Here is an 18,140-nt window from a genome sequence, read left to right as displayed (position 1 = left end):
GAATCGAGCAGCCTGAATGGTCAGACCATTTTGCCACGCGCGCCATCTGTTCCCGAGCATCGTTGACGTTCCATCCCATCGGCCTGCAACGATCCTTTTTCTTTGCAGGAATCGGTCTGTGTTTCACCGTGTAGACCGCAGTCTGGCACTCCCCACCCCCGCCCACAGATGCGATCTACACCCATGCCAGTCGACGCTGGCTTCATGTCACTTCAAACCCAAAACCACAAGGAGGTTCTGCCCATGTCCACCCCAATCTCACGGCGCACGTTCCTGCGTTTCAGCGGCGCCCTGGTGACCGGTAGCCTGTTGGCCGCCTGTAGTGCGCCGGAGGCGGCTGCCCCCCAAACCGGCAGTGAAGGCGGAGAAGCGACCGCCAGCAGCGACACCATTAAACTGATCTGGGATACCTTCCGGGGGCCCGGCACCGGCTGGAACGAAGAGCGGATCGAGACATTCAAGGAATTACACCCCAACATCGACATCGAATTCCGCCCCCTGACCGGATCCAGCCAGCAGGACAACTACGGCAAGATGTACGCCATGCACGCGGCCGGCGATTTGGGCGACATCATCGCCTTCGACCCCTCCCACTATCACTTCTGGCGGGCCATCGACAAGGGCATCATCGGGCCCATGGATGAGCTGATGGAGGCAGATGACCTGGACCTGAGCCAGTGGTTTGAACAGTTCATCACCATCCAGCGTTATAAGGGGAAGATTTATGGCCTGCCCAGTTGGGGATGGGCCGGTCACGACACCATGGTCATCAACAAGCGCCATTTTGAAGAGGCGGGCATCGAGCCGCCGGACCCGATGGGCCACGAGACCTCCATGGAAACCTACGGCGAATGGGCCCGCACCTTCTACAAGGAGGGGGAGCGGTTCGGCATGGCCTTCCCCTACAGCGAGTCCGCCGTCGCCGTCCTCTGCCGCATCTGGAACACCACCTTCATCAACGAAGAGGGAACCCGCTGCCTGATCCTGGACGACGAGCGGGCCCAGGCGGCGTTCCGCTGGCTCTATGACCTGGCCGTGGTGGACAAGGTGTTGCCCTCGCCCGGCGGCGACCTCAACGTGGCCGCGGCCCAGTTGGAGGGGAAGATCACCATGAACTGGGCCGGTTCCCTCAACGTCCGCAACTTCGACCGGGACATCCAGGACCCCAGCATTGCCGAAGCCTGGCAGGGCCTCTTCCCCACCCGGGAGGATGGGCGTTTCCCCTGCCAGATCCGGGGCGGCACGTGGAACATCAACGCGAGCAGCGCCCATCCCCAGGAGGCCTACGAATTCATCAAACACATCACCAACTTCGAGGGGTGCCTGGGCTTCAACCTGGTGGCCGGGCAGGGCGCGCTGGTCCGGCCGGACGTGCTGGATGAGCTGGTGAAACAAAACCCCATCCACGAATGGTTCATTCCGAACCTGGAAAATGGCATTCCGGCCTACGCGCCGGCCAATTCCCGGGGACGGGAATATACCGATGCCATCACCCAGCGGGTGCAGCTCCTCCTGGATCCCAACGACCCCATTCCCTTTGAGCAGGGGTTGGAAGATCTCCACAAGGCCGTTCAGGACGTGCTGGATATGGACCCGGCCTGATGTCGGCCCGATGGGATGGACGCGAGAGAGCCGCGGCCGTTCGCGGCTGACGGCGGGAGGGTGTGGGTGGGCGCACTGGCGTCCGCCTGCGCCCTCCTGCCCTGATCATCGACACCCTGAGGAGTTCCAGATGACGACCATCGCGACCGAAGCGGGGAAGAAGGCGGCCAGGCGGCGAGCCTGGTCTCCGGCCCGACGGCGGGAGAACCTGTACGGCTACCTCTTCCTGACCCCCTGGCTGATCGGCTTTTTTGGCCTGTTCGTGGGGCCAGGCCTGGCTTCCCTGTATCTGAGCCTGACCAAATACGACGTCTTGGGCGCACCCGAGTTCATCGGCGCGGCCAATTACGTCAAGATGTTCACCAACGACGACCTCTTCTGGCCATCCCTGGTGCGCACCTTCTACTTCGCCGGGCTGGGCGTACCGTTGGGCGTGCTGGGTTCCATGTTTCTGGCCATCCTCCTCAACCAGCAGCTCAAAGGGGTCTCCGTCTACCGGACGCTTTTTTTCATGCCCTCCCTGGTGCCGCTGGTGGCCTCGGTGGTACTCTGGAAATGGCTGCTGAACACCGATTTTGGCATTGTCAACCAGGCCCTGCGGGAGCTGGGGGTCGCCAACCCACCGGGGTGGTTCACCGACCGGCAGTGGGCCATCCCCTCCTTGATCCTCATGCGGCTCTGGGGAGGCATCGGTGGCACCCAGATGATCATCTTCCTGGCCGGCCTCCAGGGCATTCCCGACTCCCTGTACGACGCCGCGCACATTGACGGTGCCAACACCTGGCAGCGCATCCGCCACGTCACCATTCCCCTGCTCACGCCCACCATCTTCTTTAACACGGTCCTGGGTATCATCGGCGCGCTGCAGACCTTCGCCGCTGCCTTTGTGGCCACCGAGGGTGGCCCGGGCTACGCCACCTGGTTCTTCAGCCTCCACATCTGGAAGCAGGCCTTCGACTACTGGAACATGGGCTACGCCGCGGCCCTGGCGTGGTTCTTCGCCATCATCATTGTGACCCTGACCATCTTCCAGATGCGTCTGTCCAAACGTTGGGTCTTCTACTACGGAGAGTAAGCCCCGATGACCACGACATCTGACATGGCCACGCGCCCCATCAGTATCGACCGGCACACGTCGGAAGCGGTGCGGAAACGTCGCACCCTGACCAAAGTCATCACCTATTTTTGTCTGACCCTGGCCGGCCTGATGTTCGCCTTTCCGCTGTACTGGACCGTCTCCAGCTCGCTGCAGACCTGGCAGGAGCTCCGCTCCTTTACGCCCCATCTCTGGCCGGCGACGCCCCAGTGGCACAACTACGCGGATGTCTTCCAGACGGTCCCCTTCGCCCGCTGGATGGCCAACAGCTTTTTGATTGTCTTTATCACCATCCCGGGCACCATCATCACCGCCACCCTCACCGCCTATGCGTTTGCCCGCTTCAACTTTGTGGGCAAAAACGTCTGGTTCATCCTGATGCTGGGCACCATGATGATCCCGGGCACGGTCACCTTGATCCCCCAGTACCTGCTCTGGTTCAAGCTGAAGCTCATCAACACCTACGTGCCCCTGACCATCGGCTCCTGGCTGGGGGGAAGCGCCTTCATGATCTTCCTTCTGCGCCAGTTCATCCTGAGCATCCCCCGGGACCTGGACGAAGCCGCGCTCATCGACGGTGCCGGTCCTTTCCGCATCTTGTGGAGCGTGATCGTACCCCTCATGAAGCCCGCCCTCACCACGGTGGCCATCCTCCAGTTCTTGAACGACTGGAACGAATTCTTCGCCCCGTTTATCTACCTGAACCGGGCTGAGCTCTTCACCGCGGCGGTGGGCCTGCGCTATTTCCAGTACATCCCCCTGGAGACCAACGACCCGCGCGACCACCTGCTCATGGCCGCGGCCGCGGTGATGACCATCCCTGTCATCGCCCTCTTCGCCGCTGCCCAGCGCTACTTCATCTCCGGCGTGGTGCTGAGCGGCCTCAAGCTCTAGTACAGTCTGGCGTAAATACCACGGCAGAAATTCCGGGTGCCCTCTGGGCGCACTACTTCTGGCGGAACCTATCGGCGAATTTCTGCCGGGATTTACCAGGCGCCCTGGCCGTCGGAAGGCCGCCTCAGCACCAGGGCCGTGCGCTCCACCTCGATCACCACTTCGCCGTGCTGGTTGCGGCCGATGTGCCGAAAGCGCACAATGCCCCGGTCCGGCTTGCTGCGGGACGGCCGCTTCTCCAGCACCTGGCTCTCCACGTAGAGGGTATCGCCGTGGTAGAGGGGCCGGGGGTGGCGCACGTGCTCGTAGCTCAGGTTGGCCACGATGGTGCCCTCGGTCAGATCCGGGATGCTGATGCCCACCGTCAGGCCCAGGGTGAAGATGCCATTGACGATGCGCCGGCCAAACTGGGTGTGCCGGTTGCAATAATCCTCGTTGATGTGCAACGGCTGGGTGTTCATGGTCAGCGCGGAGAAAAGCACGTTGTCCATCTCGGTGATGGTCCGTCCCGTGCGGTGTTGCACCACCATGCCCACTTCCAGCTCCTCGAAATACTTGCCTGCCATGGCTACCTTTCCATTTGTTGATATGTGTCCTCACCTATGGGTGAAGCCCCAATCCGTAGGGGCGGTCAGGGCAAGCCCTGTCCGTGACGGGCGCAGCAAGCAGCGCCCCTACAGTGGCGCCCAATGAACCAACTCCGACGATTGTGAACAATATCCCCAATCATAGATGGCTTTGAACAATCGGCCGACTCGTGATAGAGTGGAGGCACGGGTGCAACCATACCTCTCCACCCTGGAAGGCACCCGCCACGTGGCCTATGCCCGCCGCCATGGAGTGGACGTCATGGAAATCCTGGGACTTCACCATATTACGCTGGTGTGCGGAAACGCGCAACGCACGGTGGACTTCTACACCGGCGTGTTGGGCCTGCGCCTGATCAAGCAGACGGTCAACTTCGACGCGCCGGACACTTACCACCTCTACTTCGGCGACGGCGTGGGCAGCCCCGGCTCCATCATCACCTTTTTCGAATGGCCCCACCTCAGCCGGGGACGGGAAGGGGTGGGCGGCACCCACCACTTCGCCCTGGCCGTGCCGGACGAAACCGTCCTCCTCAAGTGGAAGCGGCGCCTGACCGACCTGGGCCTGACCGTGACCGGCCCCCTGGACCGCCACTATTTCAAGTCCATCTACTTCCGAGACCCGGACGGCGCCATCCTGGAGATCGCCACCGTGGGGCCCGGCTGGACGGTGGACGAGCCGGCCGAGCAGTTGGGCCAGACCCACCAGGATCCACCGCCGGAGATGGTGGTCCGCAACCGGGACGAGGCGCGCATCCAGGCCCACACCTGGCCAGAACCCGTCCCCGCCATCACGCCGGACATGGCCCTGCGCCGGGGGATGCACCACATCACGGCCATCGGCAGTAACATCGAGCGCACCCATGCGTTCTTCGCAGGCCTGCTGGGCATGCGACGGGTGAAGATGACCGCCAACTTCGACGACCCCGGCTCCGCCCACTGGTACTGGGGCGTGGGCGAGGGCGCGCCGGGCACCCTGGTCACCTACTTCGAGCGAAACCCGGCCCAGGCCGGCCGGGCCCGGGTGGGCACCGGCAGCACCCACCACTTCGCCCTGGCTGTGCCGGACGAGGCAACCCAGCGCCACTTCCAGGAGCGCCTCCGCCGTCATGGCTTCCAGGTCACCCCCGTGCTGGATCGGGTCTACTTCAAGAGCATCTACACCAACGACCCCGACGGCCACATCATCGAGCTGGCCACGGCCGGCCCCGGCTTCACGGTGGACGAAGATGTGGAGGAACTGGGGCAGCGCCTCCAGCTCCCCCCCTGGCTGGAGCCCCAGCGGGACCACATCGAGGCCCACCTCACGCCCCTCCAGGTGCCGCCCTGGCAGCCGCCAGCCTGAAGCGACATCAGCCCCGCTCACCACCTTCTTTCTGCGGAGTTCACCATGCAACCTGTTTCTCTGGCACCCGGCCTGGCCCACATCACACCATCACGGATCCGAGAGGTGGCCAACGTGGCCTTTGCCATGGAAGGGACATTCAAGCTCCATTTTGGAGAATCCACGCTGCCCACCCCGCCCTACATCCGGGAGGCATTGCACCAGGCCGTGGAGGACGGCTTCACCTTCTACTCAGAAAACGCGGGCCTGCCCAGCCTGCGCGCGGCCCTGGCCGACAAGTACGCCGAACTCCACGGCGTGACCCTGGAGCCGGCCGAGATCCTGATCACCGCCTCGGGCGTCCAGGCCCTCAACGTGGCCATCCGCTGTGCCCTGGACCCCGGCGACGAAGCCCTGATCCTGACGCCCAACTGGCCCAATGGCACGGAGATCGTGCGCCTCTACGGAGCCACGCCGGTGGAGGTGCCCTTCGCCTTCGACGGTCAGGGCTACCGGGTGGATTTCACCGCCCTGGAGGCGGCCCTCTCTCCCCGCACCCGCCTCCTCCTCTACACCTCCCCCTCCAACCCGCTGGGGTGGGTGGCCACACCGGCGGAACAGCAAGCCCTGCTGGATTTCTGCCGTCGCCACCGGCTCTGGCTGCTGGCCGATGAAGTCTACGAGCGCCTCTACTACGCCGGGCCCGTGGCGCCGTCCATCCTGCGCCTCTGCAGCCGGGACGACGCGGTGATGGTGGTGCAATCCTTTTCCAAGGCCTACTGCATGACCGGCTGGCGCCTGGGCTGGCTGGTCTCCCGGCGGGATCTGGTGCAGAAGGCCGCCCAGCTCAACGAGTTCATCGTCTCCCACGCGGCCACCATGACCCAGAAGGCTGGCGAGGTGGCCCTGCGTCGAGGCGACGACGACATCCACGCCATGGTGGAACAACTCCATCAGCACATGACCTTTTGCTACCAGGCCCTCACATCGGTCCGGGGTGTCTCCGTGGCCAGGCCCGCGGGCGCCTTCTACCTTTTCCCCCGCATCCACGGACTGGAAGATTCCTTCACCTTCGCCCTGGAGCTGCTCAGGGCCACCAAGGTGTCGGTGGCGCCAGGCGTCGCCTTCGGCCCGGGCGGCGAAGGGGCCATCCGCATCTGCTACGCGCCGGACATGTCCGTCCTGGAGCCGGCCATGGAACGACTCTGTCGCTTTCTAGAAAGGTAAGAAAAGGTACGAAACGTATGCCCAGCGTCCTGTTCTTCACATCCCTTGCCCCCGAGCTCGCCCATCTGCTGACCCAGCATGCGCCGGCCGACTATCAGGTGGCCATCCATCCCCACAGCCTGCCCATTCCAGAGAAGACCCGTCTGATCCAGGAGGCCGATTTTCTGATCCTCTTCCCGGGCTACATTGAGGATGCCGTGCTGCGGGCCGGCCGTCGGCTCAAGCTCATCCAACTGGTCAGCGCCGGCTTCGACCGCTTCAACCTGGCCCTGTGCCGGGAGATGGGCATCCCCGTGGCCAACAACGGCGGCTCCAACGCCATCGACGTGGCCGAGCACACCCTGGCCCTCATCCTGGGCTTCTACCGACGCCTGGTGGAGATGGACCGCAACGTGCGCATGGACCCGCCGGAGCAGGGCTGGCGGGCCATTGACTCGGGCGCAACCACCTACACCATCTACGGGAAAACCGTGGGCATCATCGGCCTGGGCAACATCGGCCGGCGGGTGGCCCGGCTTCTGCGGGCCTTCGAGGCCGACCTGCTCTACTATGACCCGTACCCCGTGCCCGAAGCGGTGGAAAGGGAACTGGGCGTGCGGCGGATGGAGCTGGCGGATCTGCTGGCCCAGGCCGATGTGGTGACCCTGCACGTGCCCCTGAACGACCAGACCCGAGGCCTCATCGGCGCGACCGAGCTGGCTCGGATGAAACCCACCGCGCTGCTGGTGAACACCTGCCGCGGGCCGGTGGTGGACGAGGCCGCGCTGGCTGCCGCCCTGGAGCGGGGACAGATCCGGGGCGCAGCCCTGGACGTGCTGGAGCAGGAGCCTCCCGCGCCCGGCAATCCCCTCCTGCGCCTGCCCAACGTCCTCCTCACGCCCCACACCGCAGGCGTCACCTACGACACCTGGTCCCGCCGGGGCGAGTTTATCTTCCAGAATCTACAGCGGGTCTGGCAGGGGCAGCCACCCCTGGCCCAGGTCGGCCCATAGCCAGAACCCACCAGGAGGAACCCGCCATGTCCACCGACGAAATTTGCTTCATGACGGCCGTGGAGCAGGCCGGGCGCATCCGCCGCCGGGAGCTCTCGGCCCGGGAGGTGATGGAAGCCCACCTGGCCCAGATCGAGCGGGTCAACCCCCAGGTCAACGCCATCGTGACCCTGGTGCCGGAACGGGCCCTGGCCGCAGCAGACGCCGCGGACGCGGCCCTGGCCCGGGGCGAGGCGATGGGACCGCTCCACGGGCTGCCCATCGCCCACAAGGACCTGGTCCCCACCAAGGGGATTCGTACCACGTGGGGCTCCCCCCTCTACCGGGACCACGTGCCAGATCAGAATGCCCTGATCGTGGAGCGCCTCCAGCAGGCCGGCGCGCTCACCATGGGCAAGACCAACGTGCCGGAGTTCGGCGCCGGCTCCCAGACCTTCAACCCGGTCTTCGGGGCCACCCTGAACCCGTACGACACCACCAAAACCTGCGGCGGCAGCAGCGGCGGCGCGGCCGTGGCCCTGGCCTGCGGCATGCAGCCCATCGCCGACGGCAGCGACACCGGCGGCTCCCTGCGCAACCCGGCCAGCTTCTGCAACGTGGTGGGCTTTCGCCCCTCGCCCGGCCGGGTACCTGCCTATCCCCGGGCCGTGGCCTGGTTCCCCATCTCGGTCCAGGGCCCCATGGCGCGGACGGTGCAGGATGTGGCCCTCATGCTCAGCGCCATCGCCGGCCCCGATCCCCGCTCCCCCATTGCCATCGCCGAATCGGGGACGAAATTTGCCACGCCCCTGGAGCGGGACTTCCGGGGCACCCGCATCGCCTGGAGCCCGGACCTGGGCGGCTCCTTCCCGGTGGATCCCCGGGTGACCGACGCCATCCGGGAGCAGTTGCCCGTCTTCGCCGACCTGGGCTGCCAGGTGGAGGAAGCAGCCCCCGACTTCCGGGACGCGGACGAGGCTTTCAAGGCCTGGCGGGCGTGGGCCTTCGAGCTCCAGTACGGCGAGCTGGTCAAAGCCCACCGGGACCAGATCAAGGAGACGGTGGTCTGGAATGTGGAGCAGGGCGCGCGCCTGACCGGTCCCCAACTGGGCCGGGCCGAGGTCAAGCGGACGGCTCTGTACCACCGGGTGCGGCAGTTCATGGAAACCTACGAATTCCTGCTCCTGCCGGTGAGCCAGGTCCCGCCCTTCGACGTGGGCCAGGAATATGTGACCGAGATCAACGGCGTGGCCATGGAGACCTACATCGACTGGATGAAGTCGTGCTACTACATCACCGTGACCGGCCTGCCGGCCATCTCCGTGCCCTGCGGCTTCACGCCTGAGGGGCTCCCGGTGGGCCTGCAGATCGTGGGGCGCCACCAGGATGACCTGGGCGTGCTCCAACTGGCCTACGCCTTCCAACAGGCCACCGAAACCTGGAAGCGACGGCCGCCGCTGGTAGCCTGAACAGAAAGCGGGAGAGGAGACCATGAACGGTGCCCAGAGCCTGATCCAGACCCTGGTGGACGGCGGGGTGGAGGTATGTTTCACCAATCCCGGCACGTCGGAGATGCACTTTGTGGCCGCGCTGGACACAGTGCCCGGCATGCGGGCGGTGTTGGGCCTCTTCGAAGGGGTCTGCACCGGCGCGGCGGACGGCTATGCGCGCATGGCCGGTAAACCGGCCGTCACCCTGCTTCACCTGGGGCCCGGGCTGGGCAACGGGCTGGCCAACCTCCACAACGCCCGGCGGGCCCACTCGCCGGTGGTCAACATCGTGGGCGAACACGCCACGTATCACATCCAGCACGACGCCCCCCTCACCTCTGACATCCAGGCCATTGCCGGCGCGGTCTCCGGCTGGGTGCACACCTGTCGGGATGCCGACAGCGTGGCAGCGGACGCCGCAGCCGCCCTGGCCGCGGCCCTCCAGCCGCCGGGCCAGGTGGCCACCCTCATCCTGCCCGCCGACTGCGCCTGGTCCCCGGTGGGGCGGGCCACGCCACCGCCGCCCGTCCCGCGGCCGGCTCCCCGGCCGGTGGATCCGGCCACCGTCGACCAGGTGGCCCGGATCTTGCGCAGCGGCCAGCGGACGGCGTTGCTTCTCACCGGCCCGGCGGTGACCGACCCCGGCCTGGAGCTGGCAGCGCGCATCGGCCAGGCCACAGGCGCCCGGGTCATCGGCAACCGGGCCAACGCCCGCCTGCAGCGAGGAGCGGGACGGCCGGTGCTCCCCCGGCTGCCCTACCCGCCGCCCCAGGCCCGGGCCATGCTGGCCGACCTCCAGCACCTGATCCTGGTGGGCGCGCAGCCGCCCGTCGCCTTCTTCGCCTATCCGGACCAGCCCAGCCTGCTGGCGCCGCCCGAGTGCACGCTCCACACCCTGGCCACCCTGGAGGAGGACATCCTGGCCGCGCTGGATGCCCTGGCCGAGGCCGTGGCCGCGCCCGCCTACACCGGCCCCCGCTATCCGGCGGAACGTCCTCCCTTGCCCACCGGCGAGCTTACCCTGGAGAAGGTCTGGCGCAGTGTGGCGGCCCTCATGCCCGAGGAAGCCATTGTATCAGATGAATCCATCACCTCGGGGCGCAACGCGGAGGCGTGGACCCTGGGCGCGCCCCCCCACGACTGGCTCAGCGTCATGGGCGGGGCCATCGGCCAGGGGCTACCTGTGGCCACCGGCGCGGCCGTGGCCTGTCCCGACCGCCGGGTGCTGGCCATGGAGGCCGATGGGTCGGCCATGTACACCCTGCAGGCCCTGTGGACCCAGGCCCGGGAAGGGTTGGATGTGGTCACGGTGCTTTTCAACAATGGCGCGTATGCCATTTTGCAGGGAGAATTGCGGCGGGTTGGCGCGGAGGCAGGGGGGCCCAAGGCCGGGGCGCTGCTGGATCTGACGGCGCCGGCCATCGATTGGGTGGCCCTGGCCCGGGGGATGGGCGTGCCGGCCAGCCGGCCCACCAGCGCGGAGGAGTTCAACCGGGTCCTCTCCGCCGCACTGGCAGAGCCCGGCCCCCACCTCATCGAAGTGCAGGTGAAAGGGCCGGGCTCCGGTTCAGGTTAAGTCAGGGTGCGTGACCGACATCACCGCCGGATGTTCCACGACGGGCCGTCCGCCTGGCTCATCTGCGGGCCAGGCGAATGACGTTCCAGGAGGCTGCGGGCAACAGGGCCTCCAGGCGGCCCTCCTGCAGGGTGGCGTTGCCGTTGGCCTGGGGCACCACCCGGTCGGGGCACTCCCGGGTATTGGTGGCCTTGAGATCGGGATGGGTCAGGGTGATGTGTTCCACCACCCGATACCCGGCAAAATGACGGGCATCGCCCACCAGGGGCAGCGGCTCCTCCAGGTGGCGGTTGACCGCGAAGACGGTCAGGACCTCGCCGGCCTCGTCGTAGGTAGCCACTGCCTCCAGGTAGGGGACGGCGTCGAACTCGTCGTCGTGGTAGACGGGCGAGCCGGGGGCCAGGTGCAGGGCCTGGCCATGGCCGTAGCGGGCCGCGTGGTAGAAGGGGTAGTAGATGGTCTGGCGCCAGGCCGGGCCGCCGTTGGCGGTCATGATGGGTGCGATGACGTTGACCAGTTGGGCCAGGCACGCGATCTTCACCCGGTCCGCATGTTTGAGCAGGGTGATGAGCATACACCCCACCAGCAGGGCATCCTCGAAGGTGTAGATATCCTCCAACTGGGGCGGTGCGATCTGCCACGGCTCCAACTGCCGGTCCGCGGCGTTGGAGTGGTACCAGACGTTCCACTCGTCAAAGGAAAGGTAGAGCTTCTTCTTGCTGCGCTTCTTGGCCTGGACGTAGTCGCAGATGCCGGCCACCTCGGCGATGAAGCGGTCCATGTCCAGGGATTTGGCCAGGAAGTTGGCGGTGTTGCCGTTGCGGTTGCCGTAGTAGGTGTGCAGGGAGAGGTACTCCACGTGCTCGTAGGTGTGCTCCAGCACCGTGGCCTCCCACTGGGGGTAGGTGGGCATCTTGCGGTTGGAGCTGCCGCAGGCCACCAGCTCGATGGTCGGATCCACCCACTTCATGACCTTGGCCGTCTCCACGGCCAGCCGGCCGTACTCGTCGGCGGTCTTGTGGCCGATCTGCCAGGGGCCGTCCATCTCGTTGCCCAGGCACCAGACTTTGACCTTGTGGGGTTCCGGGTATCCGTGGCGGCGGCGCAGGTCACTCCAGTAGGTGCCGGCGGGGTGGTTGCAATATTCCACCAGGTTGCGGGCCGCGTCCAACCCCCGAGAGCCCAGGTTGACCGCGAGCATGGGCTCGGTGTGGGCCTTGCGACACCAGGCCATGAATTCGTTGGTGCCAAACTGGTTGGTCTCGATGGTGCGCCAGGCCAGCTCCAGCCGGCGGGGGCGCTCCTCCTTAGGGCCGACGCCGTCCTCCCAGTTGTAGCCTGAGACGAAGTTGCCCCCCGGGTAGCGGACGATGGGGACGTTGAGTTCCTGCACCAGCTCCAGCACGTCGGTGCGGAAGCCTTCCTCATCGGCTGCGGGATGGTCCGGCTCGTAGATGCCTCCGTACACCGCCCGGCCCAGGTGTTCGATGAAGGAACCGTAGAGGCGCGGGTCCACCGCGCCGATGGTCAACTCGGGATGCAGGGTGATACGTGCGGTCTCATTCATACCATCAGTTCTCCAGATAAACGTTGCTTTCAATTCGATGAAAACGTGCAAAATGGTGCAGAAAACATACCATCCCCTGGCCCCGCGTCCAAGTTCGCAGGCCGGGCATTGAAAGGGCGCGGGATGGCATGGAACCCGCGCCCTTCAGCTCCCCCGGTACACGGCGGTGCACACAGGCCCCTGGTGGGTGATACGTCATCGTGACGCAGGTCACGCATCCTTGCGTGACAGAGGTGCAGCCCCCTGTCCGAGCCACGAGGCCGGACCTATGGTGAGGTGGCTACTCCCGCAGGGCCAGGGCAACCACGGACATGGGGGGCATGTGGACGGTGACCGTCTCCCCCGCGAGCTGGATCTCCTGGAAGGGTTGTGGGCTGACGGCATTGGGCTGTTCGAAGGTGTTGTGGGCCTGCATGGCGTCGCTGCGCAGGACCTGCCCCTGGGCCTGGCGCACCGGCAGGCCGCGCACGTAGAGGGTGACCGGCATGGCCTTGCGGGGGTTGGCGTTGCTGAGGGTGATGTGCAGCACGCCCTCCTGGTTCACCGAAGCCGAGGCGGACAGGGCCGGGATGCTGTAATCGCCCAGCTCGTAGCGTTCGCTCTGGATGTCCACCGGCACGTGGGTGGCGTCGTGGTGCACGGTGTAGAGGGCAAAGACGTGGTAGGTGGGCGTCAGCAGGATCTTCTCCCCCTGGGTCAAGATCATGGCCTGGAGCACGTTGACCATCTGGGCGATGTTGGCCATGTGGACCCGCTCGCAGTGGCGGTTGAAGATGTCCAGGGTGGTGGCAGCCACCAGGGCATCCCGCATGGTATTTTGCTGATAGAGGAAACGGGGGTGGGTGCCGGGCTCCACCGCATACCAGGTGCCCCACTCGTCCACGATGAGGGCCACCTTTTTCTGGGGGTCGTACTTGTCCATGATGGTGCTGTGCCGGCGCACCAGCTCCTCCATGGTCAGCCCCTTGGCGATGATCTCGATCCAGCCCGCCTCGTCGAACTGGGTGGCGGAGCCTTCCCGGGAACCGTCGGGCAGGCGGCGCACCGAGGTGTAGTAGTGGAGGGCCAGGCCGTCCATGTAGGGGCCGCCAGGCCAGCGGTCGCTGCCCGCCTGCTCCATCAACACCTCGGTCCAGTGGTAGTCGTCGTTGCGGGGGCCACAGGCGATGCGGTAGAGTCGGTTGTCGCCGTAGTTGCGGGCATAGAGCGCGTAGCGCCGGTAGAGGTCGGCGTAGTACTCGGCCCGCATGTGGCCGCCACAGCCCCAGTTTTCGTTGCCCACGCCGAAATATTTCAGCCGCCAGGGCTTTTCCCGGCCGTTGGCCCGGCGCAGGTTCGCCATGGGGCTGATGCCGTCAAAGGTGATGTACTCCACCCACTGGGACATTTCCTGGACTGTGCCGCTGCCCACGTTGCCGCAGATGTAGGGTTCGCAGCCCAACTGCTCGCACAGATCCATGAACTCATGGGTGCCGAAGTGGTTGTTTTCCACCACGCCCCCCCAGTGGGTGTTGATCATGGTGGGGCGTTGTTCCCGGGGGCCGATGCCATCCATCCAGTGGTACTCGTCGGCGAAGCAGCCACCAGGCCAGCGCAACACCGGCACCCGGATCTTGCGCAGGGCCTCCACCACGTCGCTGCGGATGCCCCGGACGTTGGGAATGGACGAGTCCTCGCCCACCCAGATGCCCTCGTAGATGCAGCGGCCCAGATGCTCGGCAAAGTGGCCGTAGATGTGGCGGCTGATGGTGTGTTTCGCCAGCCTGGTATCCAGTGTGATCTCGTTCATGGGATCCCTGTCTTCACGGGTTGGGCAGGGGCGGATGCCTCCTGCGCGGTGTCTTCGGTGTAGAGGAAACACTTGACCGTCCGCCCCTCCACGGCCACGTCCGGCGGGTCGGCCCGGCGGCAGATGTCCATGACATGGGGGCAGCGGCCGGCAAACTTACAGCCGACACGGCCGTACTCTTTCACCTCCATGGTGCCCAGGTCGATGTGCCTGGTCCACACGCCCCGCTCCTGGGGCCGGGGCTTGGGCACCGACTCTTTCAGCAGTTGGGTGTAGGGGTGCAGGGGCCGGTCCAGCACGGCCTCCACCGGCCCGATCTCCACGATGCGTCCTCGCAACATGATGGCGATGCGGTCGCTGATGTAGTAGGCCGTGGCCAGGTCGTGGGTGATGTAGACCACGCTCACCTGCTGCTCGTCCCGCAGCTTGCGGAAGAGGTTGACGATGGACATGCGCAGGGAAGCGTCCACCATGGAGACGGGCTCGTCGGCCAGGATGAGGCGGGGCTGGGGGATGAGGGCCCGGGCCACCGAGATGCGCTGGATCTGGCCGCCGGAGAGCTCATGGGGATAACGGCGGCTGATCTCCTCCAGCGAGAGCCCCACCTGCCGCAGGGCCTCGTCCACGATGGGGGCAGCGTCCCGGCGCCTGCGAACGCCCCGGAAGTTCCGGGCGGTGTCGAAAAGGTACTCCTCCACCCGGCGCAGGGGGCTAAAGGTTTCAAAGGGGTTTTGGAAGACGGGCTGGACCTTCTTCATGAAGGCCATCTGATCCCGGCGCCCCTTGATGGTGCGCAAGTCCCGGCCCTCGAAGAGGACCTGGCCCCGGGTAGGCTCCAGGTCGTGGAGGAGGAGGCGGGCCAGGGTGGTCTTGCCGCTGCCGCTCTCGCCGGCCAGGGTAAAGATCTCCGGCCGACGGCTGTCCAGGGCGAAAGAGACGTCGTTGACAGCCAGGAGGCGGGTTCCGCTCAGCAGGCCGCCGGTGTGGAACTCCACCGTAACATGTTGGACGTCCAGCAGCTTGGTGGTGTCGGTCATGCGGCCTCCTCCACGAGATGGCAGGCGACCCGATGGCGCGGCCCCACGGTGAGCATTTCCGGCACCCGCTGGCGGCAGATGTCCATGGCATGGGGGCAACGGGGGTGGAAGCGGCAGCCACTGGGCGGGTTGGCCAGGTTGGGCGGCGCACCGCTGAGGCTCCCCTTGCTGGACTTGTCGCCGATGACGGGCAGGGATTGGATCAGGTGCTGGGCGTAGGGGTGCCGGGGGGCCTCGAAGATCACCTCGGTGGGCGCTTCTTCCACAATCCGGCCCGCATACATCACCGCCACCCGGTCCGCCACGTTGGCATGGACGGCCAGGTCGTGGGTCACCAGCAGGACGGTGTTGCCGCTTTCGGCCTGGATGTCCTTGAGCATCTGCAAAACGCCCCGCTGCACCACCACATCCAACGCAGTGGTGGGCTCGTCTGCGATGATCAGGCTGGGATGAAAGATGGTGGCCAGGGCGATGGCCACCCGCTGGCGCATGCCGCCCGAAAGCTGGTGGGGATAGAGGTTGAGGATGTCCGGCGGCAGGCCCAGGGTCTTGACATGCTCTCGCACGTGCTCCAGGAAAGCCCGCCTGTCGGGGATCCCCTGGTGGGTCCCCACGATGTCCTCGAAGGTGCGAATGATGCGGCGGACGGGGTTGAGGACGCTCATGGATCCCTGCATCACGTAGGAGATCTCCTTCCAGCGCACCTGGGTACGGAGCTCATCCCGATCCGTGTGCAGGATGTCCACGTCCCGGCCTTCAAAATGGTAACAGACCCGGCCCGACTCCACCCGGAGGGGCGGCTTGATGGTCCCGGAGATGACCTTGATCAGGGTCGTCTTGCCACAGCTCGACTCCCCGGCGATGCCGTAGATCTCGTTCCGTTCCAGTTGAAACGAGACGCCATCCACGGCCCGGACGGTCCGGGAGATGCCGTAGACTTCCGTCCGATAGTAGGCCCGCAGGTCTTCGACTTCCAGCAGCGGTGTCATGGTTCAGCCTCCAATCAGCCTGAGCCGGGTGCGCGGGTCGATGTATTCGTTGACGCTGGAGAAGAAGAGGTAGAGCCCCAGGAAAAGGATGATGGCCACCAACACCGGCGCCGCCAGCCACCACCAGGCGCCGAAGACCAGGGCCTGGTGCTGGTTGGCCCAGAAGATGGTGGTGCCGATGGTGGGCAAAGTCACATCGGACAGGCCGAGGACGCTGAGGGTGACCTCCATGCCGATGGCCCAGATGAGGTTGTTGATGGTGGTGGCGAAGACCACCGGCAGCACAAAGGGCAGGTGCTCGTGGATGGTGATCCAAAAGGCGTTGGTGCCGGAGTAGACGGCCGTCTGGGTGAAGGGCCGTTCCTTCAGGCTCAGCACCTGGGCCCGGATCAGGCGGGCATCCCACGGCCAGCCGAACACGCCCATGAGGACGCCCAACATCACCAGGTTGAGCTGGCCCCGCATCAGAAAACTGAGCAGGATCAGGATGGGAAGCACCGGCATGACCACAAAGCTGTCGTTGATGGACATGAGCAGCCGATCGGCCATGCCGCCCCGGTAGCCGGCCGTCAGCCCGACCAGGACCGCGATGACCCGGGAGACGGCGGCGGTCAAGAGGCCCAACAACAACGAATTGCGAACGGCAAAGGCCATCCACCAGAAGATGTCCTGGCCGCGGGAGTTGGTGCCGAAGGGATATTCCAGGGACGGGGGCATGTCCGGGGGCACCAGGTACGTCCGGCTGGGATCGTAGGGGGAAACCAGCGTCAGCAGGGCCAGGCAGAGGACGGCCAGCAGAAAAATAAAGGCGATGCGAAAGCGGCCGTCATACTTCAGTAAATCCCGCAATGTCGTAAACATATGCAAAGCTGCCTTCACTGATGGCGCACCCGTGGGTCGAAGAGGGGGTAGATCAGGTCCAGGATCAACACCGAGGTGGCCACACCGATGATGGAGAAAATGGTGATGCCCATGATCAGGGTGTAGTCGTTGGCCATCACCGCCTGGAGGGTCAACGTCCCCATGCCCGGATAGCCGAAGACCACCTCCATGATCAGCGCGCCGTTGAAGATCAGGCCCAGCTGGAGGGCCAGCCCGGTGATTTGGGGCAGGAGCGCGTTGCGGATGACGTAGTTGAAGACGATGGTCCGTTCCGGGAGGCCGGCATTTTCCACGTAGACGACGTAGTCTTCCGAAACGATGTTGGAGGCCAGGGCGCGCATGCCGATAAACCAGCCGCCGATCCCAACCAGAATCAGGCTCAGGGCCGGCAGAATGGAATGTCGCACCACGGTCAGGATGAAACTGAGGCTCCACTCCACATGGGTACCCGGCGGGTAAGCGCCGCTGAAGGGAAAGAGGGGAATATAGTAGGCGAAGACGGCCAGCAACACCAGGGCCATGATGTAGTAGGGGATGGGGCGGACGGCCTGGCTGAGGACGTCAATGGCCCGCATGATCCGGCTCTCGGTATAGTAGCCGGCCAGCCCCCCCAGCAGGTTGCCCAACAGCCACGAGATGAGGACCGCCGTCAGCAGCAGGCCCAGGGTCCAGGGCATGGCGTCGGCAATCAGCTTGGTGACCGGGGTGGGAAAGGTGGAGAGGGAAGGCCCCAGGTCCCCCCGCAGGAGGCGCCCCCAGAAGGCCCAGTACTGTTGCCACGGACTGCCAGACAGGCCGTACATCTCGGTGAGCGCTTCCCGCAGATGTTCGATGGCCTCCGGGCTGACCTGGGAGCCGCTCATCATGATCTGGCTCACCTGGCGCTCCACCGGGTCGTTGGGGGAAAAACGGGGGATGATGAACGTCAGGGTCACCCCAAGAAAGATGACCATGAAATACTGACCGATACGGGGCAACAGATAGCCCAGAATGAATTTCCGCACCGTACGTTCTCCGGATTTATGGCAAGGGGGTGGGTGGCTGGGGGATTGGGCAATTGGGTGATCAGGTGATTGGGGGAAGCGTTGCAGGAACGCGCCCCCTTGCCA

General features: G+C 65.5%; 15 protein-coding genes. 8 read left to right on the top strand and 7 right to left on the bottom strand.

Features of this window, described 5'->3' with window-relative positions; genetic code table 11:
* Positions 1 to 243 precede the first annotated feature (243 nt).
* The 3 genes from FKZ61_RS16970 to FKZ61_RS16960 all read left to right on the top strand — a co-directional run bounded on the left by FKZ61_RS16970 (position 244) and on the right by FKZ61_RS16960 (position 3,592).
* Positions 244 to 1,602 carry an ABC transporter substrate-binding protein gene (locus FKZ61_RS16970; protein WP_170199874.1) on the top strand — a complete coding sequence of 453 codons (1,359 nt, stop codon included), beginning with the start codon at positions 244 to 246 and terminating at the stop codon, positions 1,600 to 1,602.
* Between the two features lie 130 nt (positions 1,603 to 1,732).
* A complete protein-coding gene (locus FKZ61_RS16965) occupies positions 1,733 to 2,677 on the top strand; it encodes a carbohydrate ABC transporter permease (RefSeq protein ID WP_141611321.1) in 945 nt (314 codons plus the stop codon).
* Positions 2,678 to 2,683: 6 nt separating this feature from the next.
* Positions 2,684 to 3,592 (top strand): carbohydrate ABC transporter permease, encoded by a 909-nt coding sequence (locus tag FKZ61_RS16960; protein ID WP_141611320.1) that lies wholly within the window; start codon positions 2,684 to 2,686, stop codon positions 3,590 to 3,592.
* A gap of 92 nt (positions 3,593 to 3,684) precedes the next feature.
* Here FKZ61_RS16960 and FKZ61_RS16955 read toward each other — a convergent pair whose 3' ends face one another.
* Positions 3,685 to 4,158: a MaoC family dehydratase gene (locus tag FKZ61_RS16955; RefSeq protein WP_141611319.1), complete on the bottom strand. Its 474-nt coding sequence runs from the start codon at positions 4,156 to 4,158 to the stop codon at positions 3,685 to 3,687.
* Between the two features lie 211 nt (positions 4,159 to 4,369).
* Here FKZ61_RS16955 and FKZ61_RS16950 point away from each other — a divergent pair, with 211 nt between their 5' ends.
* Genes FKZ61_RS16950 through FKZ61_RS16925 form a run of 5 tightly spaced genes read left to right on the top strand, consistent with a single transcriptional unit; the run spans position 4,370 to position 10,767 of the window.
* The gene (locus FKZ61_RS16950) at positions 4,370 to 5,524 is read left to right on the top strand and encodes a VOC family protein (RefSeq protein ID WP_211358605.1); all 1,155 of its coding nucleotides are present in this window, start codon (positions 4,370 to 4,372) and stop codon (positions 5,522 to 5,524) included.
* A gap of 45 nt (positions 5,525 to 5,569) precedes the next feature.
* Positions 5,570 to 6,730, top strand: a complete 1,161-nt coding sequence (locus tag FKZ61_RS16945; protein WP_141611318.1) for a pyridoxal phosphate-dependent aminotransferase — start codon at positions 5,570 to 5,572, stop codon at positions 6,728 to 6,730.
* A 17-nt stretch (positions 6,731 to 6,747) separates the two neighbouring features.
* On the top strand, positions 6,748 to 7,722 hold the full coding sequence (locus FKZ61_RS16940) for an NAD(P)-dependent oxidoreductase (RefSeq protein WP_141611317.1): 975 nt from the start codon (positions 6,748 to 6,750) through the stop codon (positions 7,720 to 7,722).
* Between the two features lie 26 nt (positions 7,723 to 7,748).
* Positions 7,749 to 9,170: an amidase gene (locus FKZ61_RS16930; protein ID WP_141611316.1), complete on the top strand. Its 1,422-nt coding sequence runs from the start codon at positions 7,749 to 7,751 to the stop codon at positions 9,168 to 9,170.
* 22 nt (positions 9,171 to 9,192) lie between these two features.
* Positions 9,193 to 10,767 (top strand): acetolactate synthase large subunit, encoded by a 1,575-nt coding sequence (locus FKZ61_RS16925; RefSeq protein ID WP_141611315.1) that lies wholly within the window; start codon positions 9,193 to 9,195, stop codon positions 10,765 to 10,767.
* Between the two features lie 58 nt (positions 10,768 to 10,825).
* Here the strand turns inward: FKZ61_RS16925 and arfA are convergent, their stop codons facing one another.
* From arfA to FKZ61_RS16895, 6 genes are all read right to left on the bottom strand, one after another.
* On the bottom strand, positions 10,826 to 12,334 hold the full coding sequence (gene arfA / locus FKZ61_RS16920) for an arabinosylfuranosidase ArfA (RefSeq protein WP_141611314.1): 1,509 nt from the start codon (positions 12,332 to 12,334) through the stop codon (positions 10,826 to 10,828).
* Positions 12,335 to 12,614: 280 nt separating this feature from the next.
* Positions 12,615 to 14,123: an alpha-N-arabinofuranosidase gene (locus FKZ61_RS16915; protein ID WP_141611313.1), complete on the bottom strand. Its 1,509-nt coding sequence runs from the start codon at positions 14,121 to 14,123 to the stop codon at positions 12,615 to 12,617.
* Entirely contained in the window at positions 14,120 to 15,160 is a 1,041-nt protein-coding gene (locus FKZ61_RS16910; RefSeq protein ID WP_141611312.1) for an ABC transporter ATP-binding protein, read from the bottom strand. The genes FKZ61_RS16915 and FKZ61_RS16910 overlap by 4 nt, the downstream gene beginning before the upstream one ends.
* Positions 15,157 to 16,149, bottom strand: a complete 993-nt coding sequence (locus tag FKZ61_RS16905) for an ABC transporter ATP-binding protein (protein ID WP_141611311.1) — start codon at positions 16,147 to 16,149, stop codon at positions 15,157 to 15,159. The genes FKZ61_RS16910 and FKZ61_RS16905 overlap by 4 nt, the downstream gene beginning before the upstream one ends.
* A 3-nt stretch (positions 16,150 to 16,152) precedes the next feature.
* Complete coding sequence (locus tag FKZ61_RS16900) at positions 16,153 to 17,010, bottom strand: ABC transporter permease (RefSeq protein ID WP_141611310.1); 858 nt, start codon at positions 17,008 to 17,010, stop codon at positions 16,153 to 16,155.
* Positions 17,011 to 17,024: 14 nt separating this feature from the next.
* Positions 17,025 to 18,035, bottom strand: coding sequence for an ABC transporter permease (locus tag FKZ61_RS16895; RefSeq protein ID WP_141611309.1), 1,011 nt, complete (start codon positions 18,033 to 18,035; stop codon positions 17,025 to 17,027).
* Positions 18,036 to 18,140 lie beyond the last annotated feature (105 nt).

The sequence above is a fragment of the Litorilinea aerophila genome (genome assembly GCF_006569185.2).
Classification (GTDB): Bacteria; Chloroflexota; Anaerolineae; order Caldilineales; family Caldilineaceae; genus Litorilinea; species Litorilinea aerophila.
The sequence above is the reverse complement of the archived record's forward strand: the minus strand, read 5'-3'. Positions and strand labels throughout refer to the sequence as shown.

Excerpts from the sequence above, each read along its gene's own strand:
- FKZ61_RS16905 (WP_141611311.1), bottom strand. The coding sequence starts at position 16,149 with ATGACACCGCTGCTGGAAGTCGAAGACCTGCGGGCCTACTATCGGACG.
- FKZ61_RS16900 (WP_141611310.1), bottom strand. The coding sequence starts at position 17,010 with ATGTTTACGACATTGCGGGATTTACTGAAGTATGACGGCCGCTTTCGC.
- FKZ61_RS16960 (WP_141611320.1), top strand. The coding sequence starts at position 2,684 with ATGACCACGACATCTGACATGGCCACGCGCCCCATCAGTATCGACCGG.
- FKZ61_RS16930 (WP_141611316.1), top strand. The coding sequence starts at position 7,749 with ATGTCCACCGACGAAATTTGCTTCATGACGGCCGTGGAGCAGGCCGGG.
- FKZ61_RS16970 (WP_170199874.1), top strand. The coding sequence starts at position 244 with ATGTCCACCCCAATCTCACGGCGCACGTTCCTGCGTTTCAGCGGCGCC.
- FKZ61_RS16955 (WP_141611319.1), bottom strand. The coding sequence starts at position 4,158 with ATGGCAGGCAAGTATTTCGAGGAGCTGGAAGTGGGCATGGTGGTGCAA.
- arfA (WP_141611314.1), bottom strand. The coding sequence starts at position 12,334 with ATGAATGAGACCGCACGTATCACCCTGCATCCCGAGTTGACCATCGGC.
- FKZ61_RS16945 (WP_141611318.1), top strand. The coding sequence starts at position 5,570 with ATGCAACCTGTTTCTCTGGCACCCGGCCTGGCCCACATCACACCATCA.
- FKZ61_RS16965 (WP_141611321.1), top strand. The coding sequence starts at position 1,733 with ATGACGACCATCGCGACCGAAGCGGGGAAGAAGGCGGCCAGGCGGCGA.
- FKZ61_RS16940 (WP_141611317.1), top strand. The coding sequence starts at position 6,748 with ATGCCCAGCGTCCTGTTCTTCACATCCCTTGCCCCCGAGCTCGCCCAT.
- FKZ61_RS16925 (WP_141611315.1), top strand. The coding sequence starts at position 9,193 with ATGAACGGTGCCCAGAGCCTGATCCAGACCCTGGTGGACGGCGGGGTG.
- FKZ61_RS16910 (WP_141611312.1), bottom strand. The coding sequence starts at position 15,160 with ATGACCGACACCACCAAGCTGCTGGACGTCCAACATGTTACGGTGGAG.
- FKZ61_RS16915 (WP_141611313.1), bottom strand. The coding sequence starts at position 14,123 with ATGAACGAGATCACACTGGATACCAGGCTGGCGAAACACACCATCAGC.